Genomic DNA, 20,222 nt, shown 5'->3' on the forward strand with positions numbered 1-20,222 from the left:
CGTGATCGCGGGAACGAGCCGGGGCCTGTCGCGGCGAGAGGCCCTGCGCCGGGGGATCGCCCTCCTCAGCTCCGGCGGCAACGCGGAAGCCGCGGGCGACGCGCGCTTCCTCCTGCTGGGCCTGCTCGGCCTCGAAGCCCGCGACCTCCTCCTCGACGGGGACCGGATTCTCGACGCGCAGGCCGGCGACGCCCTCGACGCAGCTTTCGCGCGGCGGCTGGCCGGCGAGCCCGTGGCCCGCATCCTGGGCGCCTGGGAGTTCTGGGGCTTGCCGTTCCGGCTGGCGCCCGAGACCTTGGTCCCGCGTCCCGATACCGAGACCCTGGTCGCGACGGCGCTCGCCTGCGCCCCGGACCGGACGGTGCCGCTCCGGTGCCTCGACCTCGGCACCGGTTCCGGCTGCATCCTGGTGGCGCTCCTGAGCGAGCTGCCGCAAGCCTTCGCCGTCGGCCTAGACCGGTCAACGGAGGCCCTGCGCATCGCCCGGCACAACGCGACCACCAACGGGGTCGGCGACCGGGCGGCTTTCGCGGTGGGGGATTGGTGTGACGCCCTCCGGGGCGGCTTCGACCTGGTGGTCTCGAACCCGCCCTACATCGTGCGCGACGTCATCCAGCACCTCGACCGGGACGTGCGCCTGCACGATCCCCGCGCCGCCCTCGACGGCGGACCAGATGGCCTCGACGCCTACCGGCGGATCCTCGATGGGGTCCGGGACGCCACGCTGCTGGCGCCGGGCGGGCGGCTGGTGCTCGAGATCGGATACGATCAGGCCGAGGCGGTGCGGGCGCTCGCGCGCGGCGCGGGCTACGCCGACCTGGGGCTCGCGCGAGATCTCGCCGGTCACGATCGCGTGCTGTCATTCGGCCTTTCATTCGGCCACACGGATGCCTAGATCCGCGACGACGATCGGTGCGCTGAGAAAATGCTTGTTGCATCTCCCTGGGAACGCTAGAGTCCGCTTGAAGATCGCGAACGGTTCGTTAAGACGGACGATTATACGGTCGGCAACGATCGCAGGTCGCCGCCCGGTTCGCTGATCCCCCGTATTGTTGGACTTGAGCGCGCGTGCGACTGCGCGGCAGTTCGACAACACTCGAACCTGACAATCGACTGGTTTCTGGCGTCTGTGCCCGGACGCGCGGTGCGAGGGATGGTCAGGCGAACGCGCGGACCGTGAGGCGGTCGACCGTGCGGCTTCACCGGGTGCATTTGGCCGGAGCGCGTCTGAAGATCGACGCCGGACGCCCCGAAGAACGTCGTTTGCGTGAACGAGGGTCACTGAAGACCGATGAGACCAAACCAGAATCGACGGATGCGCGGCCGCAACCGGCCGAAAGGTCCGAACCCGCTGACGCGCTCGTACGAATCCAACGGCCCAGACGTCAAAATCCGCGGCACGCCGCAGCACATCGCCGACAAGTACGCCCAGCTCGCCCGCGATGCGCAGGCGGCCGGCGATCCTGTGGCTGCCGAGAACTATTTTCAGCACGGCGAACACTACTTCCGGATCGTATCCGGCGCCCAGGAGCAGACCCGGCCGACGAATACCGGCGGATATGCCAGTCGCGCCTACGACGACGAGATGGACGAGGGTGACGACGACGGCCAGGGCAACGGCTCGTCGCAGAACGGCCAGCCCTACAACGGCTACGACGACGGCGACCCGGGCCAGCAGCCCCAGCCCTACGAGATGCGGCAGGACCTGAACCAGCAGCAGGACGGCCGTCAGCAGCAGGGCCGCGATCGCTTCCAGAACCGGGACCAGCGCCGCTTCGACAACAACGGCCGCCAGGATTACCGGCGCCAGGACCAGCCCCGGCAGGATTACCAGCGGCAGGATTCCCCGCGGCAGGACTATCAGCAGCGTCCCGACTACCGGCAGGACCGCCAGGATAACCGGCAGGACGGCCGGCAGGACCGCCAGGACAACCGGCAGGACGGTCGGCAGGATTACGGCCGCCAGGATTACCGGCAGGACACGCGGCAGGACGCCCGCGGCGATCAGAACCGATACGAGTCCGGGCGGTCCGAGACCGCGCGTGCGGAGCCCCGGCAGCAGGAGAGCCGCCAGGACACGCGCCAAGATGCGCGCCAGGACACGCGGCAGGACGCCCGCTCCGACGAGCGTCAGCCGCGCCGGAGCGAGCCCCGCGGCGAGGCGGTCGCCCGCAGCGAGACGCCCCGCCAGGCCGAGCCCGCGCCCCGTCGCGAGCGTCGCCGGGAGGCTGCCCCGGCTCCGGTGACGGCCGAGGATCCGGCGAGCCTGCCGGCTTTCCTGATGACCCCGCCCCGTCCGGTGGCGGCCACGACCCCGGTCGAGCAGCCGACGGCCCCGGCCCCCGAGGCCGCAGCCGAGGAGGCGCCCGTGAAGCCGCGCCGTCGACGCCGGCCGCGCTTCGAGGGGATCGCTCCGGAAGAGGGCGAGGCCCGCGCACCCGCCGAGGACGCACCGACCGAGTAAGCGGAACGCGAACGCCTCCTGAAAAAGCCGTCCCGGGACACCGGGGCGGCTTTTTGCTTGGGTCAGGCCATTCGTGTGGGGACGTTCGGCTGACGAAACAGGATGCCATCGGCTCCGAGGCCGGATCAGGCCCGCCAGTCCGGATAGGCGTGGACCCGGTGGAGAAGCCGGTGGCGTCGGCCGATTTCGCCGAACGGTGCGATCTCCCAGTCCCAGGCCTGGGCCGGGGGCGGCAGCCTCACCCCGAACGTCAGGTCGAGGCTGTCGATCACCCGCCCGGCCCGGTCTTCCGCGCGCTGCACGATGTCGGTGATCAGGCAGACCCGCGTGGTCCCGGCCGCGAGCCGGTCCAGGGCCGCGAGATGGGTCTCGATGATCTGGGTACCGAGCTGCGGCGGCGCCTCACGCCCCCGCGCTTCGTGAGCCTCGATCGGAACGATCGGGAGCTGCGACAGCAGGTTGGCCGACACGATCAGGTCCGCGGCCGCGCAGGTCTGCGCAAGTCCGGGATCGCTTAAGCCCGCGCTGATCTCGGCGGTCGCCAGGGCGACGTTGCGGTACCGGCGTGCGGCCAGCCGTGCCGGCCAGGGATGGACGGCGTCCACCAGGGTGACGCGATCGAACAGCAGCGCCAGGGCATCGAGCGGTACGTCGTCGAGGAGCCCGGAGCCGAGCACCACCACCGACCCGCGCCGGGCGCTTGCCTCGGCGGCGGCGGTGATCACGCCGCGCGCCTGGATCAGGTGCGGCGCCCAGGCCGCGCGGCAGCGGCGGGACCGGGCGTGGAGCCGGCCGCTGTGGCGTACATAGCCGAGGCGGCGCAAACGCAGCGGCGCGGGATTGGCCAGCGCCAGTGCCCACTCCAACAGCATGTGCGGGCGCTCAGGCCTCGTCGGCCGCCGCCGCCGCGGCGGCCCGGGACGCTGCGCTGCGATAGCCGGTCGCCAGCACGTAGAGCTCGCTCGAATCGGACCGGCTCGCCGCCGGCTTCACGTGGCGCACGGCCGTGAAGTCACGCTTCAGGTCGGCCAGCAGGGCGTTCTCGGTGCCGCCCTGCAGCACCTTGGCCAGGTAGGCGCCGCCCGGGGCGAGGATCTCGCGGGCGAACTCGGCCGCGGTCTCGGCCAGGCCGATGATCCGCAGGTGGTCGGTCTTCTTGTGGCCGGTGGCGTTGGCGGCCATGTCGGACAGGACGAGGTCGGCCGGGCCGCCGAGCAGCGTGGTCAGCTTCACGGGCGCCTCGGGATCCAGGAAGTCGAGGGTGATGAACTCGACGTTCGGCATCGGCTCGATCTCCAGGAGGTCGATGCCGACGACGCGTCCCGTCGTCCCCACGATCCGGGCCGCCACCTGCGACCAGCCACCCGGCGCGGCCCCGAGGTCCACCACCCGCTGGCCGGGCTTGAGCAGCTTGTAGCGCTCGTCGATCTCGATGAGCTTGTAGGCCGCCCGGGAGCGGTAGCCCTCGCGCTTCGCCCGGGCCACGTAGGGATCGTTGAGCTGGCGCTCCAGCCACCGCTTCTGCGACAGAGTCCGGCCGCGGCCGGTCTTCACCCGCTGCTTCAGGTCGCCGCGCACGCCGCCCGTGGAGCCCGCGCCCCCGCGCCGGTCGGTCATCGTGGTGTCCTCATCGGACGGCCTTCCGGTTCCAGACGCCGTCCTCCCGCATCATGTTCATCAGCAACCCTTCGCGCAGGCCCCTGTCGGCGATGCGCAGGCGCTCGGACGGGAAGGCCCGCCGGATCGCCTCCAGGATCGCGCAGCCCGCCAATACCAGATCCGCCCGGTCGCGTCCGATGCAGGGATTGTCGGCCCGCTGCTCGAGCCGGGTGTCGAGCAGATCGTCGATGGCGGCGGACACCTCATGGTCGCTCATCCAGAGGCCGTCCACCCGCCGCCGCTCGTAGCGGGCCAGCCGCAGGTGCATGGCGGCGATCGTGGTCACCGTGCCGGAGGTGCCGAGCAGGTGGAAATGCGGGGCCGTGGCCGCCGCCGCCGCGCGGATCGCGAAGGCGGAGAGCTTTTCCGCCACCTCCTCGACCATGCCCTCGAACATCCGCCGGGTCACCTCGGCGCCGCCATGGCGCTCGGCCAGGGTGACGACGCCGACCGGCAGGGAATCCCAGGCGCGGATGCGCAGGGTCGGGTCGGTGGACGGGTTGGCCGCCTCGCCGTCGAGCCACGCGATCTCGGTGGAGCCACCGCCGATATCGAAGATCACCACGGATTCCGCGTCCGGGTCGGCGAGTGCCGCGCAGCCGGTCACCGCGAGATACGCCTCGGTCTGCCGGTCGACGATCTCGAGGTCGAGGCCGACACCCCGGCGGACGCGCTCCACGAAGGCCGCGCCGTTCACCGCGAGGCGGCACGCCTCGGTGGCGATCACCTTGGCCCGGCGGACGCCCCGGGCCTGCATCTTGGTCCGGCAGATCCGCAGGGCCTCGACGGTGCGCTCGATCGCGGCCTCGTTGAGGCGGTCCGAGGTGCCCAGCCCCTCACCGAGGCGGACGATACGCGAGAAGGCGTCGATCACCCGGAACCCGCTGAAGGTCGGCTCGGCGATCAGCAGGCGGCAATTGTTGGTGCCGAGATCAAGCGCCGCGTAGGCGACGCGTCTGCGGTCGCGGCCCGGCGACGGGGCCGTCGGCTGGAGCGGCACTGCGCCGGTCGACGTGCGGGACGGCGCGGCCGCAGCGGTCTCGTCCCTCATCGGCGCGGCCGTCGGTCCTTCGGGTCAGCCAGGAGCGTCGCGCTCGGCCATTCTTGATGGAAGACCCTACAGGGTCGGTCGGGAACTGCAATGACCGATCGTCGCGACCCGCCTCAGGCCGCGTTCGTCACGCGACCGCCTTCATGGCGCCCGACCGGCGCGGGATCGGCCGCAGCAGGCTCTTGACCTGGGAATAGGGGCGGGGCCGGTTGATCACCTCGTCGAGCCGCGACCACAGGGTCTTCGGCGAAAATGGCTTGGCGATGATCTCGTTGACCCCCAGCGCGACGGCGCGGTCGACCACGTTCCGGCGCGGCTGGGCCAGCATCAGGATGATCGGGATGGTCGGGCAGGGGGAGGTGGAGGGCGTGCGCGCGAGCCGGATGAACTCTTCCCCGGACAGGATCGACAGGTCCCAGTCGATGATGCTGATGTCGGGCTTGCTCTCCGCCAGCACGCCCAGCGCCTCGGCGCCGTCCGGCGCCTCCAGCACGCGCTTGATGCCGACCCGCATGAGCATGTCGCGCACGATTCGCCGGATGTAGAGACTCTCGTCGACCACGAGGGCCGAAAGATCGGGGAAGGTCGGAGTCGCGATCATGGCCGGGTGCCGTTGCGGGGCGCGACGCGAGTCTAGCCGAACAGCCTTTGCGTTTCGCTAACGCCCTCTCGGCCAAGGCGAACGCCTGGATCGACGGGACCCGGAAGCTGCGTTGTTTACCGCAAGAAAGTAACGAAACGGGCGCGTCTTGGCGAAGAAGGTCCTTGCGGTCAAGGCCCGATTGCGTCAGGACTGGGGCGTTATTCTTGGTTACCGCGACCGGGGGTAATGATAGTGCGGGGCGTGGGCTGTCTGGGATGGCGCGCACGCGGTATTTAAGACCAGGGCGGCGGACGGTTTTTGCGAGCTTTCGATGGGACGTGGTCGTGATTTCAGGGGGCCGCAGAAGCGCGGCTTCGACGAGGCTGGCGAGCCGAGATGGCCTGATCAGGCTCCCCCCAGCGGCGGATACGGCGGTGGTGGATTCGGCGGAGGCGGTGGTGGCGGTTTCGGTGGCGGCGGTTTCGACCGCGGTCCCCCCCGGGGCGGCCCCAGCGCAGCGCCTGTGGCAACCGGGCCGGAGCGTGATGCGACGGTCAAGTGGTTCAACAAGGAGAAGGGCTTCGGCTTCGTCGAACTCGGCGACGGCTCGGGCGATGCCTTCCTCCACATTCGCGCCGTCGAGGCTGCTGGCCACGCCGACCTGATGCCGGGCACCCGGCTGACGGTCACCACGGCGCAGGGCCAGAAGGGCCCGCAGGTCACGAGCGTCACCAGCGTCGACACCTCCACGGCCGAGGCGCCCGCGCCCCGGCGTGAGTTGCGCCCGCGCACCGGCGGCTTCGGCGCCGACCGCTTCGGCGGCGGTGGCGGCGGCGGTTATGGTGGCGGCGGCGGCGGTGGTTACGGCGCCGGCGGCGGTGGTGGCTTCGGCGGTGGTGGCCGGGCTGCATCCGGTCCCTCGGTCGAGATGAGCGGCACCGTGAAGTGGTACGATCCCGCCAAGGGCTTCGGCTTCGTCTCGGTCAACGACGGTGGCAAGGACGTGTTCGTGCACCGTTCCGCCCTGTCCCGCGCCGGCCTGGAATCGCTGGCCGAAGGCCAGCAGGTCACCCTCGGCGTCGTCGATGGTCAGAAGGGCCGCGAGGCCTCCAGCATCAACGTCGAAGACTAAAGGTCTCGCGGCCGTCTTGCTGCCGCGATCCCTCGGAATTCTACAAGGCGGCGGCCCCCAACGGGGTCGCCGCCTTTCTTGTTTCGGAGCCGCCATGCACCGCGTGCTGATGCCGACGATCCTGCTGATCCTGGCGCTGGCGCCGGCGCGGGCAGAGGATTTCAGCGGCTTCTACGCGGGCATCAATGCCGGCTATGCCTGGGGCAAAGACAGGGACCGTGTCGGGACGGTGCCGAATCCGGGGTCGCGCGCCGGCTACGACCGACCCGGCGCCGGCCCGGATCTTCCGCCGAGCGCAAACAGCGCCGCAGCCGCCCTGCGGAGAGCTGGCCGCAGTGGTACCGGCACAAATGTCGGACGCTGAGCGGCGGGCCGTTGCGGCCAGGCAGGCGCGGAACTTCGTTTCCTTCGTACACAGGGCGCCCTGAAGGCTTGGATGGCCTATCCTCCGAGGCGCCCACACGCGCATCGAAGCCGCAGCAGCGCCGCCGTCGAACGAGATGCCGGTTCGGCGCGTGACGATCCGAACTTTGAGCGACTTACGATTGCAGAGCGCTTGGGAACAACTTCAAGCGGCCGGCACAACACTGGAATCGTTCCGGAACATAGCCGTTGCGAGTCGCAGTGCGCCGCTGCTAGGCCGCGGGAATGGGATCACGAAATCGGGAGATCGCGCGATGAGCGCCCGCTCCATGCCAGGTTTGACCTACCGTCTGGCGGTGGCCGGACGCGTGGTGCTGGCGGCCATCGGCGGCTACGGCATCGCGGCCCTCTCGGCGGCGCTCCTGGCCCTGGTCCTGCCGATGCCGCGTTCCGAGTCGGTCTCGACCGGGACGCTCGTGAGCTTCGCGATCATGGCCGCCGCGGTGGTCTGGGTGTTCGCGGCCCGGTCCCTCGGCCGTGCAGCGCTGGTCCTCGGCCTCGTCGCGGCGCCGCTGGCGGCAGGGCTATGGCTTGCCGGGGCGTTCACCGGGGCCACGGCTCCATGAGCAGCCCCCGGAAAAGTTTCCGGCAGTCGATGGCGTGGCTGCACACCTGGTCCGGACTCGTCATCGGGTGGGTGCTGTTCGCGATCTTCGTGACGGGGACGGCGAGCTACTATCGCACCGAGGTCTCGCACTGGATGCGGCCCGAACTGAGCGCGACTGCGGTCGATCCGGCCGCGTCCGCCAACCGCGCCGCGGCCTATCTCGGGCGCGTGATGCCGGATGCCATGGCCTGGTCGGTCCGGCTTCCCACCGCCGAGAAACCGCAGGTCGAGGTCTATTGGTGGAAGGATCCGGGCGGGCCGTATCACCACGCACTCCTGGATCCCGCGACCGGCGAAGCATCGCCCGCGCGCGAGACGAAGGGCGGCGACTTCCTCTATCGCTTCCATTTCGAGCTGGCCCTGCCGGCGCTCTGGGGCCGCTGGATCGTAGGGATCTGCGCGATGATCCTGTTGGTGTCGCTGATCACCGGCATCGTCACCCACCGTCGCATCTTCGCCGACTTCTTCACGTTCCGGCGGGACCGCTCTGCCCAGCGCGGCTGGCTCGACGCCCACAACGTCGTCGGCGTGCTGGCGCTGCCGTTCCACCTGATGATCGTCTATACCGGCCTGGTCGAACTCGGGCCGCTGCTGATGCCCTGGGGCGTGAAGGCGGCCTACCAGCACGATCTGCTGGCTTACTACGCCGAGTCCGGGATCATGGCGGCGGCACGCAAGCCCGCGGGTGAGCCGGGCGCCCAGATGCCGCTCGGCGACATCGTGGCCCGTGCCACCACGGATGGAGGCGAGCCCCCGGAGGTCGTGATGGTGACGAAGCCGGGCGATGCGGCCTCGAGCGTCACCGCCTTCTTCGAGGAGCCGCCCGGCCTCGCGCACCTGCATCCGCAGATCGTCTACGCGGGCGATACCGGTACTGAGCTGTCCCGGACCGGCGAGGCCGGCGGCGCGACCCGCACCGGCGCCGTGATGATCGGCCTGCACGAGGCGCACTTCGCCGCCGCGCCCCTGCGCATCCTGTTCTTCCTCTGCGGCGTGATGGGTGCCGCCACCATCGCGTCGGGCCTCGTGCTCTGGACCGTGGCCCGGGCGCCGAAGGGCGCGAACCCGGCGGGCTTCGGCCTGCGCCTCGTGCGCGTGCTCAACCTCGGCACGATCGCCGGGCTGCCTACGGGGCTGGCCGCCTACTTCCTGGCCAACCGGCTGCTGCCCCTCGACCTCGCCGGCCGGGCGGATTGGGAGGTGCGCGCCTTCTTCGGAGTCTGGATCCTCGCGGCCCTGGCCTCGGCTCTGGCCCCCAGCGCGAAGGCCTGGCCGGCCGGGCTCTCGGCGGCGGCGCTCGCCTTCCTGGCGATCCCGGCCGTGGATGCGGTGACCGTCGGCCAAGCCCGCTTCCTGGGCTTCGACGCGGCGATGCTCGCGGTGGCGATCCTGCTCGCCGTCGGCGCCCGCTTCGCGGCCAGGCGACCGGGTCGGGTTCGGGCGGCCAAGCCGGCACTGTCACGGACGGTGGAAGCGTGACCGCCGCCGCCCTGGCGCTGAGCCTGTGCCTCAGCTTCTCGAGCTTCGCCGCCCTGGCACTCAGCCTCGACCGGCATCACCGCGCCGTGTTCCGCGTGCCCGCGCCCCGGAGCCGGACCAGGAGCCTGCGCGCGGCCGGATGGTCCGGGCTGGCGGTGTCGTTCGCAGCATCGGTGGCCTGCGCCGGCTGGAATTTCGGCCCGGTCCAGTGGATCGGCGCCCTGACCGGCGCCGCGCTGCTGGTCGTGGCGGTGATGTCCTACCGGCCGGCGTGGTTGCGGGCCGCCGCCGTGGCCGCCCTGCCGCTGGCGATGCTCGCGCTGCCGTTCGCGCTCGGGTCCTGAGACGCGGGCACACCGGCCAAGCTAACTCTCAAGGTCAGCGATATGGCATGAGAATAATGCCAACGTATTGGTCGATCCGACCGCGGCTTCAGCGGGCATCCGAGGGGTTTTCACGCCTGAACCACCGAGTCCCGGGTTGACGGACACTTGTCCTGTCGCGATCCTGACCGGGAGGGCGTAGGATCCGCCCGCTCGCGCACTGGCCAAAAGTCCACCTTGATTCGGCACGCCAAAAGCCATTGGCTGCCACCAGAGCCGAACCGGACGCCGCCGATCGAATCGGCCGTCCGCGTGCCAGCTTCAGCCCAAGAGCCGCGGTTCGCGAGGCCGGGGCCTACGGAGGGAACAGAGCCATGAACAAGCCGGAATTTCTCGGCGACGCCCGGACCAAGTCGCCCTTCTCGGCCCGCTACGACAACTTCATCGGCGGCCAGTGGGTCGCCCCGACCGCCGGCCGCTACTTCGAGAACACCTCGCCGATCACCGGCAAGGTGATCTGCGAGGTTGCCCGCTCCGACGCCGCCGACGTCGACAAGGCGCTCGATGCCGCCCACGCGGCCAAGGAATCCTGGGGCCGCACCGCCCCGGCCGAGCGCGCGCGCATCCTCAACAAGATGGCCGACCGGATGGAGGAGAACCTCGATCTGATCGCGCTGGCCGAGACCTGGGACAACGGCAAGCCGATCCGCGAGACGACCCACGCCGACATCCCCCTGGCGATCGACCATTTCCGCTACTTCGCCGGCTGCATCCGCGCTCAGGAAGGCTCGATCTCCGAGATCGACCACGACACGGTGGCCTATCACTTCCACGAGCCGCTCGGCGTCGTGGGCCAGATCATCCCGTGGAACTTCCCGATCCTGATGGCGGTCTGGAAGCTCGCCCCGGCGATCGCCGCCGGCAATTGCGTGGTGCTCAAGCCCGCAGAGCAGACCCCGGCCTCGATCCTGGTGGTGATGGAACTGCTCGCCGACCTGCTGCCCCCGGGCGTCATCAACATTGTCAACGGCTTCGGCCTTGAGGCCGGCAAGCCGCTGGCGTCGTCGCCGCGCATCGCCAAGATCGCGTTCACCGGTGAGACGACCACCGGCCGCCTGATCATGCAATACGCCTCGCAGAACCTGATCCCGGTGACGCTGGAACTGGGCGGCAAGTCGCCGAACATCTTCTTCGCCGACGTGGCCAACGAGGACGACGACTTCTTCGACAAGGCCCTCGAGGGCCTGACGATGTTCGCCCTCAACCAGGGCGAGGTCTGCACCTGTCCGAGCCGGGCGCTCGTGCACGAGTCGATCTACGACCGCTTCATGGAGCGGGCGGTGAAGCGCGTCGAGGCGATCACCCAGGGCTCGCCGCTCGATCCCGCCACGATGATCGGCGCCCAGGCCTCGGGCGAGCAGATGGAGAAGATCCTCAGCTACATCGACATCGGCCGCCAGGAAGGCGCGGAGCTGCTCACCGGCGGCGCACGCAACGTCAAGGACGGCGAGCTGGCCGAGGGCTTCTACGTGCAGCCGACGGTGTTTCGCGGCCACAACAAGATGCGGATCTTCCAGGAGGAGATTTTCGGGCCGGTCCTGTCGGTCACGACCTTCAAGGACGACGCCGACGCGCTGGCGATCGCCAACGACACCCTCTACGGCCTCGGCGCCGGAATCTGGACCCGCGACGGCACCCGCGCCTACCGCTTCGGCCGGGCGATCCAGGCCGGCCGCGTCTGGACGAACTGCTACCACGCCTACCCGGCCCACGCGGCCTTCGGCGGCTACAAGCAGTCCGGCATCGGCCGCGAGACCCACAAGATGATGCTCGATCACTACCAGCAGACCAAGAACATGCTGGTCAGCTACTCGGCCAAGAAGCTCGGATTCTTCTGAGTCCTGGTCCGGGTTACCCCCGAGCCGACTTCACCCCGGCCTCGCGGCCGGGGTTTTTCTTTTGGGGGCCGGGTTTGCTGCCGAACCGGGCCGCGCCGTAGAAATCCGAACCCCCGCACGCATATCCAACAGCCAGCAGGGGAGTGAAGCATGACCGCCGTTTCCACGAACGACGCCACCACGGCGGAGCAGGCTGGTGTCGACGGCACACCCCTGAGGGTCACCGCGACGCCGGCGGCGCTGGCACTGATCGACGAACTCCGGTCCGAATACGGGCCGGTGATGTTCCACCAGTCCGGCGGCTGCTGCGACGGGTCCTCGCCGATGTGCTACCCGCTCGGCGACTTCATCATCGGCGACGGCGACGTCCATCTCGGGCAGGTCGGCGGCGCGGATTTCTACATCTCCCGGTCTCAATTCGCGGTCTGGAAGCACACCCACATCCTGCTCGACGTGGTGCCGGGGCGCGGCGGCATGTTCTCTCTGGAAAACGGCCGCGAAAAGCGCTTCCATATCCGCTCGCGCCTGTTCACCGAGGCCGAGAATCGGGCGCTCGACGGCGCCTGCAAGCTCTGAGCGAGGCAAGATGGCGACCGTAAAGCTGTGGAGCGATGCCGAAGCCGAGGCCCACCCGCGGGTGCGGGCGGTTTTCGCCGACATCCGGGCGACCCGGGGCTCGGACTTCGTCAACAACTTCTGGCGCGGACTTGCCAACGATCCGGGCCTTCTGGAGCGCACCTGGGCGAGCCTCAAGGTCGTGATGGGCCCGGGCAGCCTCGATCCGCTGACCAAGGAGCTGGTCTACATCGCGGTCTCGATCGCCAACGGCTGTCCCTATTGCATCCACTCGCACACCGCCGCGGCCGGCGCGAAGGGCCTGACCGCGGAGCAGCACGGCGAGTTCCTGGCGGTGGTCGGGATGGCGAACCAGACCAACGCCCTGGTCAACGGCCTGCAGATCCCGGTCGATTCCGCGTTCAAGGTCGGCGAATCATGAGCGACGCATCCGAGGCATCACGGCCGGGCCTTGTAGTCCTGCGCGAGAGCGCGCCGTTCCGCGGCAAGCAGGGGCACATCTACCGCCCCGCGATCTCGGCGGAGGCGGTGGGCGCCAAGGCGTTGCATCTTCAGCTTCTGGAAATTCCGCCCGGCGAGCGCGCCCACGCCCACAAGCACGAATCGCACGAGACCGCGATCCACGTCCTCTCGGGGATCTCGGGCTGCTTCTGGGGCGAGCGCCTGGAGCACCACGCGATCGCGGGAGCCGGCGAGTTCGTCTACATCGCCGCCGACGTGCCGCACCTGCCCTACAACCGCAGCCGGACCGAGCCGGTCACGGCAGTGATCGCCCGGACCGACCCGAACGAGCAGGAGAGCGTGGTCCTGCTGCCGGAACTCGAAGCCGGTGTGGATTGGTCGAAGGCCGAGGGGTAGGCTTTCGGTTTGTTCGCGCGGGCCAGTGAGGCGGCCGTTACCGGGGCAAACGCCTTTCCACCCACCCCCCTCATCGTGAGGTGCCGAAGCAAAGCGGAGGCCTCGAAGGAGGCCTCCAGAAGTCGCTGAGGCATCTGGAGGCCTCCTTCGAGGCACGGCGATCTTCGATCGCCGCGCACCTCAGGATGAGGGTGTGCGTGGGAAAACTCGGCGTCACACTCGCCTGGCTCTTTCCGCCTCAGCGCTACCGCTGCTCGATGCGCTCGTTGGCCAGCCGCTCGGCGCGGGTGCGCTCGTCGCCGCTGAGCCCCGACAGCGTCTGGTCGAGCCAGGCGTCGGACAGGCCCTGCGCGGCGGCGGCGAGGTTCCAGGCCGCGGCTTCGATCAGGTTCTTGGATACGCCCCGGCCCACCGCGTAGAGCCGCGCAAGCCGGTTCTGCGCGATGGCGTTGCCGCGCGAGGCCGCGTGCAGGAAGTAGCGGGCGGCCGAGCGCTCGTCCTTGGTCACGCCGTTGCCGTTGAACAGCAGGATCGCGTACTCGACCTCGCTGGCGAGGTCACCGTTGTCGGCCCCGCGCCGGAACCACTGGGCCGCCTGGCTCGAATCCTTCGCGACGCCGCGGCCCTGGAGGTAGAGCACGCCCAGGTCGTGCTGGGCGGGGCCGATCTCGGCATCGGCGGCCTTGCGGAACTGCGTGGCGGCGGCCGCCTCGTCGGCGGTGGCGCCGGTGCCGATCAGGATCAGCCCCAGATTGTAGGCGGCCGTGGACGAGCCCTGGGCCGTGGCCTGTTCCAGCCAGCGCCGGCCGGCCTTGGGATCCTTGGGCATGCCGCGCCCGTCGAGCGCCATCAGGCCGAGCGACGACATCGCGGCGGCGTCGTTCTGGGCGGCCGCGAGGCGGTACCACTCGGCGGCCTTGACCGGGTTCTGCTTGATGCCGAGCCCCTGGTTGTAGAGCTCGCCCAGCAGCGTCATCGCGGCCGCATCCTTGGGATTGGCCTCGATCCGCTTGGTCGCCTCCCGGAAGGCGGTGACGTACTGGCCGCGCTGGTAGGCACCGTAGGCGAGGTCCGCCGGCTGGCCGCTGGCGGGCGGGACCGCGCCCCGGGAATAGTTCGGCGTGTAGGGGCTCGGAAGCTCCGGCATCGCGGTCTTGTCGGTCGGGGCGACGATCTTGGCCGGATCGAGCGGGCTGGGCGCGGCGAGCGCCGGCAGCGCCGCGGCCAGGGATGCCGCAAGAACCAGGACGCGCAGACTCACGCGGCCCGCTCCGCGATCGCGGCTTGCGCCCGCGCGACGACGTCAGTCCCGGGCAGCCACAGGCCGCTCTCCAGACCGACGAACTCGGCCCCGGTGGCGACCAGGGGGCCGATCTCGTCCGCCGTCGCGGCCACCGCGACGCAGGGCGTCTCGAAGATCTCGGCCCACCATTCGGCGCGCGCCAGCACGGTGTCGGCCTCCGGGGCGACACCGTCCGGATAGAGACCGCCGAACATCAGGTAATCGATGCCGGCCTCGCCCGCCTCCATGGCACCGTGCTTGGTCTCGATGCCGCCCGCTCCGAGGATGCGACCCTCTCGGAGACGGTCGCGCAGGTCCTTCAGGTCGCGCGGCTTGTCGACATGCACCCCGTCGGCGCCACCCCTCGTCGCCACCGAGACGAGGTCGCCGGTGAACCCCGGGCAGGCCACGACGAGGGCCGCGCCGGCTTCTTGCGTGATCGGCGCGACCTGCTTCACCCGGGCGGTGAGCCCGCGCTCGTCGGTGGCGGCGAGCCGCAGGATCACGGCCGCGACGTCGCCCGCCGCGCAGGCCGCACCGAGTGCGGCCGCGAAGGCGTCGATGCCGTCGGCATCCAGGTTGTGGGGCCCGAGGAGGGCGAGGCGCTGGTTGCTGCTCATTGGGCCGGCCGGCGCGTCAACGCGCGCCGATCTTCGGGTCCAGCGCGCCGCTGGCGTAGCGCTTGGCCATTTCGGAGACGGAGACCGGGCGGATCTTCGAGCCCTTGCCGGCGGTGCCGAACTCCTCGAACCGCTGCTTGCACAGCTTGGTCATCGCATCCATCGCGGGCTTCAGGTACTTGCGCGGATCGAACTCGGACGGGTTCTCGGTCAGGATCTTCCGGATCTGGCCGGTCATCGCCATGCGGTTGTCGGTGTCGATGTTGATCTTGCGCACGCCGTGCTTGATGCCGCGCTGGATCTCCTCGACCGGGACGCCCCAGGTCGGCTTCATCTGGCCGCCGTACTGGTTGATGATGTCCTGCAGGTCCTGCGGCACCGAGGACGAGCCGTGCATGACCAGGTGGGTCGTCGGCAGGCGGCGGTGGATCTCCTCGATCACGTTCATCGCCAGCACGTCGCCGTCAGGCTGACGGGTGAACTTGTAGGCGCCGTGGCTGGTGCCCATGGCGACGGCGAGGGCGTCGACCTTGGTGGCCTCCACGAACTTCACCGCCTCGTCCGGGTCGGTGAGCAGCTGGTCGTGGCTGAGCACGCCCTCGGCGCCGTGGCCATCCTCGGCCTCACCCTGGCCGCTCTCCAGGGAGCCGAGCACGCCGAGCTCGCCCTCGACCGAGACGCCCGCCCAATGGGCCATCTTGGTGACGTTGCGGGTGATCTCGACGTTGTAGGCGTAGTCGGCCGGGGTCTTGCCGTCGCCCTTGAGCGAACCGTCCATCATTACCGAGGTGAAGCCGTACTGGATCGCGGTGGCGCAGGTGGCCTCGTTGTTCCCGTGGTCGAGATGCATGCAGACCGGGATGTGCGGGTAGATCTCGACCAGGCCGTCGATCAGCTTGGCCAGCACCACGTCGTTGGCGTAGGCGCGGGCGCCGCGGCTGGCCTGCAGGATCACCGGCGAGTCGGTGGCGTCGGCCGCCGCCATGATCGCCAGGCCCTGTTCCATGTTGTTCAGGTTGAACGCCGGCACGCCGTATTCGTGCTCGGCCGCGTGGTCGAGGAGCTGCCTGAGGGTGATCCGTGCCATGGTCTCTTATCTTCCCGCTTGCCGTCCGGCGATCCGCCCGATCGCCGGAGGCGCCTCAATTCGCGTTCGTTCCGTTGTATAGATCGGTCTGCAGCAGAGCGGGAGGCGCCTTCCGGCGGCGCCTCCGGACCGTTCAGCCCTTCGCCCGCAGCGCCTCGACGCCCGGCAGGGCCTTGCCCTCCAACCATTCGAGGAAGGCCCCGCCCGCGGTGGAGACGTAGGTGAAGGCGGCGGCCACGCCCGCATGGTTGAGGGCGGCCACGGTGTCGCCGCCGCCGGCGACCGAGACCAGCTGGCCGGCCTCGGTGCGCGCGGCCGCGTGCTTGGCGGCGGCCACCGTGGCGGCGTCGAAGGGTGCAAGCTCGAAGGCCCCGAGCGGGCCGTTCCAGACCAGGGTCTTGGCGTCGTCGATGGCGGCGTTGATCTCGGACACCGAGCGCGGGCCGGCATCGAGGATCATGCTGCCCTCCGGCACCGAATCCACCGGTACGGTCTCGTGCGGGGCCTGGGCCTTGAATTCGGTCGCCGCCACCGCGTCCACCGGCAGGATGATCCGGCAGCCGGCCTTGTCCGCGGCCGCCAGGATGCGCAGGGCGGTCTCGGCGAGGTCCTTCTCGCACAGGGACTTGCCCACCGCCTTGCCCTGCGCGTGCAGGAAGGTGTTGGCCATGCCGCCGCCGATCACCAGCATGTCGACCTTGGCGACGAGGTTCTCCAAAAGGTCGATCTTGGACGACACCTTGGCGCCGCCGACCAGCGCGATCACCGGCCGCTGCGGCGCTTCGAGGCCCTTGGTCAGGGCCTCGAGCTCGGCCTGCATCTCGCGGCCCGCATAGGCCGGCAGGCGATGGGCCAGGCCCTCGGTGGAGGCGTGGGCGCGGTGTGCCGCGGAGAACGCCTCGTTGACGTAGACGTCGCCGTTGGAAGCGAGCGCGTCCGCGAAGGCCGCGTCGTTCTTCTCCTCGCCGGAATGGTAGCGGGTGTTCTCCAGGAGCAGGACGTCGCCGTCCTTCAACGCGGCGACGGCCCGGGCCGCGTCGTCGCCGACGCAATCGGCCGCGAAGGCGACGGTGCGGCCGAGCGCGCGGCTCAGCGCCGGAACCACCGGCTCCAGGGATTCCTTCGGCTCGCGCTTGCCCTTGGGGCGGCCGAAATGGGCCAGCAGGATCACCCTAGCGCCCCTCTCGGCGACCTCCCGGATGGTCGGGACGACGCGCTCGATGCGGGTCGCGTCGGTGACGCGGCCGTCCTCCATCGGAACGTTGAGATCGACGCGCATCAGCACGCGCTTGCCCGTCAGGGCGCCGGCGTCATCGAGGGTGCGGAAGGCGCTCATGCGGTCCTGTGCGGGTCGAGGGCTGTTATTGGACGGTGGTGCCGGACGTGGCGGCCGGCGCCGGGATCAGGCGGTCGAGGTTGAGGCGCTGCACCGCCACCATCAGCACGACGGTGAGGATCGCGGTGATCACGGCGGTGAGCACCAGCGCGCCGGTGCCGGGCAGGCGCCGGGTCCGGTCGGCGAGCCCACGCATCTCGGTGCGCAGGGCCGCGAGGTCGGATTGCCGGGCGGATTCATTCATCCGGTTGGCGGCGTTCTCGACCTTGTCCTCGACCCGCGACAGCAGGGACTCGGAGCGCGCGTACTTGTCCTCGATCCGCGAGCACTTGTCCTCGATCCGCGCGAGCTGGTCGAGGAGGTGGCTCGCCGGCAGCCCCTGCGCGGGCGCCGTCGCCACCGGGGCGGCCGTCGCCAGCGGTGGCGGCGAAGTGACGGGTCTGGGCGTAGGCGTCACGACGGCGCCCTGTCCGCTCGACGTGCCCTGCGAAGCGTCGGTCATCCCGGGATGATCCCCTGGTTCGAGGTAAGGCCGTTCGGTCGAAGCGGCGCCCGCCGATCCGGTCCGGACCGGCGGGCGTCAAAGGTCTTCAGATGAGCTTGGCCATCGCCACGGCCGTGTCGGCCATGCGGTTCGAGAAGCCCCACTCGTTGTCGTACCAGGTCAGGATGCGCACCAGAACGCCATCCATCACCTTGGTCTGGTCGAGGTGGAAGGTGGACGAGTGCGGATCGTGGTTGAAGTCGATCGAGACGTTCGGCTGGTCGGTCACCCCGAGCACGCCCTTGAGCGGGCCGGCGGCGGCGGCCTTGATCGCGTCGTTGATCTCCTGGACCGAGGTGGCGCGCTTGGCCGTGAACACCAGGTCCACCGCCGAGACGTTCGGGGTCGGCACGCGGATCGCGGTGCCGTCCAGCTTGCCCTTCAGCTCGGGCAGGACCAGGCCCACGGCCTTGGCGGCGCCCGTGGAGGTCGGGATCATCGAGAGCGCGGCGGCGCGGCCCCGGTAGAGATCCTTGTGCATCTGGTCCAGCGACGGCTGGTCGTTGGTGTAGGAGTGGATCGTGGTCATGAACCCGCGCTCGATGCCCACGGCCGCGTCCAGCACCTGGGCGACCGGCGCCAAGCAGTTGGTGGTGCAGGAAGCGTTCGAGACGACGAGGTGCTCGGCGGTCAGCTTGTCGTGGTTGACGCCGTAGACCACGGTGAGGTCGGCGCCGTCGGCCGGCGCCGAGACCAGCACGCGCTTGGCGCCGGCGTCGAGATGGGCCTTGGCCTTGTCCTTCGCGGTGAAGATGCCGGTGCACTCGAGCGCGATGTCGACGCCGAGATCGCGGTGCGGCAGCTCGGCCGGGTTGCGCACGGCGGTGACCTTGATGCGCCGGCCGTTGACCACCAGGAACTCGCCGTCCACCGCGACCTCGCCGGGGAACCGGCCGTGCACGGAATCGAAGCGGAGCAGGTGGGCGTTGGTCTCCACCGGGCCGAGATCGTTGATCGCCACGACCTCGATGTCGGTCCGGCCGGATTCCGCGATGGCGCGCAGGATGTTGCGGCCGATGCGTCCGAACCCGTTGATGGCAACCTTCGTCACGGTGTGACTCCTTCCTGCTGCGGAGCACCGCGCACCGGGCCGGTCGCCCGGTCCTCGGCGCAGTGTCGTTCGTGTGGCCTCATCCTGTCCGAAAGCCGAAACCCGCCTTTCGGGATGACGCCGGGGCGGCCCGCCTCCAGGCCGACCGGGCGGGGCCGATCTGGGCGGGCGGGTTTGAACCTGCGATGAACCGGGCCGCGAGAGGCCGGGCCGCTCCGGCCGCGCCCATCGGATCCGACGGCGTTGGCTGAGGCCACGGGACTGTCACGGATCGGCCTTCCAGCCTATCTGAAGCGGCCCCTTCCGGGAGCGCGCGGCTGTCTAACATGGCGTCTCCACCTGTCAAACGCACGCCCGTGACAAACACGGGCCTATTCCACATCCAATAGACAGGGTTGTGCGGCGGCGATTGCTGAGCCGTAACGGCGTGGACACGCACCAACATTTCGGACTGGAATTCCGGACGCATCCGGCCGAAACTTACGGCCCCGAAGCATCGTCGCCTGAAAGCCCGCGCGGTCGGGACGATGCGCCCGGCGAGCGGAGCCCCATGGCCGACGACAGGACGGACCCGAACCCCATCGACGCGGCCTTCGCCCGGCTCGACGCCGCGTTGAGCCGCCTGGACGCGGTGGTGGCCCGCCGCCTGGAGGCCGAGGCCGAGGCCGAGCCCGACGACCGGGACGCCGAGCTGGCGCTGATGGACGAAGACCGGGCCCGGCTCGCCGCCGCCCTCGACGCCGCCAGCGCGCATCTGGCCGATGTCGAGGCCACGACCGGACTGGTCGGCCAGCGGCTCGACCGCGCGATCCAGACCGTCCAGGGCGTGCTCGGCCGGGCCTGACCGGTTCCGTCCAGCGCCGCCGTCCATCGGAGCGATCCTTGCCTCAGATCAACGTGACCATCGACGGAAAGCTCTACCGCATGGCCTGCGGCGCCGGCGAGGAGGCCCACCTCACCGGGCTCGCCGAGGGTTTCGGCGCCCGCATCGGCGAGATGCGCCAGAGTTTCGGCGAGATCGGCGACATGCGCCTCCAGGTGATGGCCGCCCTGACCATCGCCGACGAGCTGGCCGAGCTGCGCACCCGCCACGCCGCCCTGGAGGCCGAGACGGCGGAGCTGCGCAAGACCGCCGACGCGGCAGAGCGCAGCCGCGCGGAAGACGCCGCTCGCGCCGTCGACGGGATCGGGCGGGCCGCAGAGAGGATCGGGAAGCTGGCGGATTCTTTGGGGGGGAGCGGCGTGGGGA

General features: G+C 70.2%; 23 protein-coding genes. 13 read left to right on the forward strand and 10 right to left on the reverse strand.

What is annotated here, in order from left to right; all coding sequences use genetic code 11:
• The first annotated feature begins 1 nt into the window (after position 1).
• Positions 2 to 895 carry a peptide chain release factor N(5)-glutamine methyltransferase gene (prmC, locus tag FV233_RS16075; protein ID WP_147898031.1) on the forward strand — a complete coding sequence of 298 codons (894 nt, stop codon included), beginning with the start codon at positions 2 to 4 and terminating at the stop codon, positions 893 to 895.
• 420 nt (positions 896 to 1,315) lie between these two features.
• Entirely contained in the window at positions 1,316 to 2,464 is a 1,149-nt protein-coding gene (locus FV233_RS16080; RefSeq protein ID WP_147898032.1) for a DUF4167 domain-containing protein, read from the forward strand.
• Between the two features lie 125 nt (positions 2,465 to 2,589).
• Here FV233_RS16080 and FV233_RS16085 read toward each other — a convergent pair whose 3' ends face one another.
• From FV233_RS16085 to FV233_RS16100, 4 genes are all read right to left on the reverse strand, one after another.
• On the reverse strand, positions 2,590 to 3,336 hold the full coding sequence (locus FV233_RS16085) for a hypothetical protein (RefSeq protein WP_147898033.1): 747 nt from the start codon (positions 3,334 to 3,336) through the stop codon (positions 2,590 to 2,592).
• 10 nt (positions 3,337 to 3,346) lie between these two features.
• Positions 3,347 to 4,081: an RlmE family RNA methyltransferase gene (locus tag FV233_RS16090; protein WP_147898034.1), complete on the reverse strand. Its 735-nt coding sequence runs from the start codon at positions 4,079 to 4,081 to the stop codon at positions 3,347 to 3,349.
• A 10-nt stretch (positions 4,082 to 4,091) separates the two neighbouring features.
• Positions 4,092 to 5,174: a Ppx/GppA phosphatase family protein gene (locus tag FV233_RS16095; RefSeq protein ID WP_147856524.1), complete on the reverse strand. Its 1,083-nt coding sequence runs from the start codon at positions 5,172 to 5,174 to the stop codon at positions 4,092 to 4,094.
• Positions 5,175 to 5,301: 127 nt separating this feature from the next.
• Positions 5,302 to 5,775, reverse strand: a complete 474-nt coding sequence (locus FV233_RS16100) for a response regulator (protein WP_147856525.1) — start codon at positions 5,773 to 5,775, stop codon at positions 5,302 to 5,304.
• Positions 5,776 to 6,088: 313 nt separating this feature from the next.
• Here FV233_RS16100 and FV233_RS31650 point away from each other — a divergent pair, with 313 nt between their 5' ends.
• From FV233_RS31650 to FV233_RS16145, 9 genes are all read left to right on the forward strand, one after another.
• Positions 6,089 to 6,889, forward strand: coding sequence for a cold-shock protein (locus FV233_RS31650; RefSeq protein WP_147898035.1), 801 nt, complete (start codon positions 6,089 to 6,091; stop codon positions 6,887 to 6,889).
• Between the two features lie 94 nt (positions 6,890 to 6,983).
• Positions 6,984 to 7,253: a hypothetical protein gene (locus FV233_RS16110; RefSeq protein WP_147855290.1), complete on the forward strand. Its 270-nt coding sequence runs from the start codon at positions 6,984 to 6,986 to the stop codon at positions 7,251 to 7,253.
• Positions 7,254 to 7,566: 313 nt separating this feature from the next.
• Positions 7,567 to 7,878, forward strand: a complete 312-nt coding sequence (locus FV233_RS16115; protein WP_147855289.1) for an iron transporter — start codon at positions 7,567 to 7,569, stop codon at positions 7,876 to 7,878.
• Positions 7,875 to 9,398: a PepSY-associated TM helix domain-containing protein gene (locus FV233_RS16120; RefSeq protein WP_147855288.1), complete on the forward strand. Its 1,524-nt coding sequence runs from the start codon at positions 7,875 to 7,877 to the stop codon at positions 9,396 to 9,398. Before FV233_RS16115 ends, FV233_RS16120 begins: the two co-directional genes overlap by 4 nt.
• Positions 9,395 to 9,742, forward strand: coding sequence for a DUF3325 domain-containing protein (locus tag FV233_RS16125; protein ID WP_147855287.1), 348 nt, complete (start codon positions 9,395 to 9,397; stop codon positions 9,740 to 9,742). Before FV233_RS16120 ends, FV233_RS16125 begins: the two co-directional genes overlap by 4 nt.
• Positions 9,743 to 10,095: 353 nt before the next feature.
• Positions 10,096 to 11,619: an aldehyde dehydrogenase gene (gene adh / locus FV233_RS16130; protein ID WP_147898036.1), complete on the forward strand. Its 1,524-nt coding sequence runs from the start codon at positions 10,096 to 10,098 to the stop codon at positions 11,617 to 11,619.
• Between the two features lie 150 nt (positions 11,620 to 11,769).
• Positions 11,770 to 12,195, forward strand: a complete 426-nt coding sequence (locus FV233_RS16135; protein WP_147855285.1) for a DUF779 domain-containing protein — start codon at positions 11,770 to 11,772, stop codon at positions 12,193 to 12,195.
• A gap of 10 nt (positions 12,196 to 12,205) precedes the next feature.
• Positions 12,206 to 12,616, forward strand: coding sequence for a carboxymuconolactone decarboxylase family protein (locus FV233_RS16140; RefSeq protein ID WP_147855284.1), 411 nt, complete (start codon positions 12,206 to 12,208; stop codon positions 12,614 to 12,616).
• The gene (locus tag FV233_RS16145; RefSeq protein WP_147855283.1) at positions 12,613 to 13,053 is read left to right on the forward strand and encodes a cupin domain-containing protein; all 441 of its coding nucleotides are present in this window, start codon (positions 12,613 to 12,615) and stop codon (positions 13,051 to 13,053) included. Before FV233_RS16140 ends, FV233_RS16145 begins: the two co-directional genes overlap by 4 nt.
• Before the next feature lie 244 nt (positions 13,054 to 13,297).
• On the opposite strand, the gene FV233_RS16150 is transcribed toward FV233_RS16145, so the two are convergent.
• The 6 genes from FV233_RS16150 to gap form a co-directional block, all read right to left on the reverse strand.
• Positions 13,298 to 14,314, reverse strand: a complete 1,017-nt coding sequence (locus tag FV233_RS16150; RefSeq protein ID WP_147898037.1) for a tetratricopeptide repeat protein — start codon at positions 14,312 to 14,314, stop codon at positions 13,298 to 13,300.
• Positions 14,311 to 14,955 (reverse strand): thiamine phosphate synthase, encoded by a 645-nt coding sequence (locus FV233_RS16155; RefSeq protein ID WP_147898038.1) that lies wholly within the window; start codon positions 14,953 to 14,955, stop codon positions 14,311 to 14,313. Before FV233_RS16155 ends, FV233_RS16150 begins: the two co-directional genes overlap by 4 nt.
• 16 nt (positions 14,956 to 14,971) lie before the next feature.
• Positions 14,972 to 16,042, reverse strand: coding sequence for a class II fructose-bisphosphate aldolase (fba, locus tag FV233_RS16160; RefSeq protein WP_147857692.1), 1,071 nt, complete (start codon positions 16,040 to 16,042; stop codon positions 14,972 to 14,974).
• 133 nt (positions 16,043 to 16,175) lie between these two features.
• A complete protein-coding gene (locus tag FV233_RS16165) occupies positions 16,176 to 17,378 on the reverse strand; it encodes a phosphoglycerate kinase (protein WP_147898039.1) in 1,203 nt (400 codons plus the stop codon).
• 25 nt (positions 17,379 to 17,403) lie between these two features.
• Positions 17,404 to 17,880 carry a hypothetical protein gene (locus tag FV233_RS16170; protein WP_147898040.1) on the reverse strand — a complete coding sequence of 159 codons (477 nt, stop codon included), beginning with the start codon at positions 17,878 to 17,880 and terminating at the stop codon, positions 17,404 to 17,406.
• An 88-nt stretch (positions 17,881 to 17,968) separates the two neighbouring features.
• Entirely contained in the window at positions 17,969 to 18,973 is a 1,005-nt protein-coding gene (gene gap / locus FV233_RS16175) for a type I glyceraldehyde-3-phosphate dehydrogenase (RefSeq protein WP_147898041.1), read from the reverse strand.
• A gap of 550 nt (positions 18,974 to 19,523) precedes the next feature.
• Between gap and FV233_RS16180 the strand changes: the two genes are divergently transcribed.
• Both FV233_RS16180 and FV233_RS16185 read left to right on the forward strand, forming a co-directional pair.
• The gene (locus FV233_RS16180; RefSeq protein WP_147898042.1) at positions 19,524 to 19,817 is read left to right on the forward strand and encodes a DUF4164 family protein; all 294 of its coding nucleotides are present in this window, start codon (positions 19,524 to 19,526) and stop codon (positions 19,815 to 19,817) included.
• 38 nt (positions 19,818 to 19,855) lie between these two features.
• On the forward strand, positions 19,856 to 20,222 hold a 367-nt coding region (locus FV233_RS16185; protein WP_147898043.1), incomplete at its 3' end, for a cell division protein ZapA.

Source organism: Methylobacterium sp. WL7, assembly GCF_008040085.1.
Classification (GTDB): Bacteria; Pseudomonadota; Alphaproteobacteria; order Rhizobiales; family Beijerinckiaceae; genus Methylobacterium; species Methylobacterium mesophilicum.

Excerpts from the sequence above, each read along its gene's own strand:
- FV233_RS16080 (WP_147898032.1), top strand. The coding sequence starts at position 1,316 with ATGCGCGGCCGCAACCGGCCGAAAGGTCCGAACCCGCTGACGCGCTCG.
- FV233_RS16085 (WP_147898033.1), bottom strand. The coding sequence starts at position 3,336 with ATGCTGTTGGAGTGGGCACTGGCGCTGGCCAATCCCGCGCCGCTGCGT.
- FV233_RS16090 (WP_147898034.1), bottom strand. The coding sequence starts at position 4,081 with ATGACCGACCGGCGCGGGGGCGCGGGCTCCACGGGCGGCGTGCGCGGC.
- FV233_RS16095 (WP_147856524.1), bottom strand. The coding sequence starts at position 5,174 with ATGAGGGACGAGACCGCTGCGGCCGCGCCGTCCCGCACGTCGACCGGC.
- FV233_RS16100 (WP_147856525.1), bottom strand. The coding sequence starts at position 5,775 with ATGATCGCGACTCCGACCTTCCCCGATCTTTCGGCCCTCGTGGTCGAC.
- FV233_RS31650 (WP_147898035.1), top strand. The coding sequence starts at position 6,089 with ATGGGACGTGGTCGTGATTTCAGGGGGCCGCAGAAGCGCGGCTTCGAC.
- FV233_RS16110 (WP_147855290.1), top strand. The coding sequence starts at position 6,984 with ATGCACCGCGTGCTGATGCCGACGATCCTGCTGATCCTGGCGCTGGCG.
- FV233_RS16115 (WP_147855289.1), top strand. The coding sequence starts at position 7,567 with ATGAGCGCCCGCTCCATGCCAGGTTTGACCTACCGTCTGGCGGTGGCC.
- FV233_RS16120 (WP_147855288.1), top strand. The coding sequence starts at position 7,875 with ATGAGCAGCCCCCGGAAAAGTTTCCGGCAGTCGATGGCGTGGCTGCAC.
- adh (WP_147898036.1), top strand. The coding sequence starts at position 10,096 with ATGAACAAGCCGGAATTTCTCGGCGACGCCCGGACCAAGTCGCCCTTC.
- FV233_RS16135 (WP_147855285.1), top strand. The coding sequence starts at position 11,770 with ATGACCGCCGTTTCCACGAACGACGCCACCACGGCGGAGCAGGCTGGT.
- FV233_RS16140 (WP_147855284.1), top strand. The coding sequence starts at position 12,206 with ATGGCGACCGTAAAGCTGTGGAGCGATGCCGAAGCCGAGGCCCACCCG.
- FV233_RS16145 (WP_147855283.1), top strand. The coding sequence starts at position 12,613 with ATGAGCGACGCATCCGAGGCATCACGGCCGGGCCTTGTAGTCCTGCGC.
- FV233_RS16155 (WP_147898038.1), bottom strand. The coding sequence starts at position 14,955 with ATGAGCAGCAACCAGCGCCTCGCCCTCCTCGGGCCCCACAACCTGGAT.
- fba (WP_147857692.1), bottom strand. The coding sequence starts at position 16,042 with ATGGCACGGATCACCCTCAGGCAGCTCCTCGACCACGCGGCCGAGCAC.
- FV233_RS16165 (WP_147898039.1), bottom strand. The coding sequence starts at position 17,378 with ATGAGCGCCTTCCGCACCCTCGATGACGCCGGCGCCCTGACGGGCAAG.
- FV233_RS16170 (WP_147898040.1), bottom strand. The coding sequence starts at position 17,880 with ATGACCGACGCTTCGCAGGGCACGTCGAGCGGACAGGGCGCCGTCGTG.
- FV233_RS16180 (WP_147898042.1), top strand. The coding sequence starts at position 19,524 with ATGGCCGACGACAGGACGGACCCGAACCCCATCGACGCGGCCTTCGCC.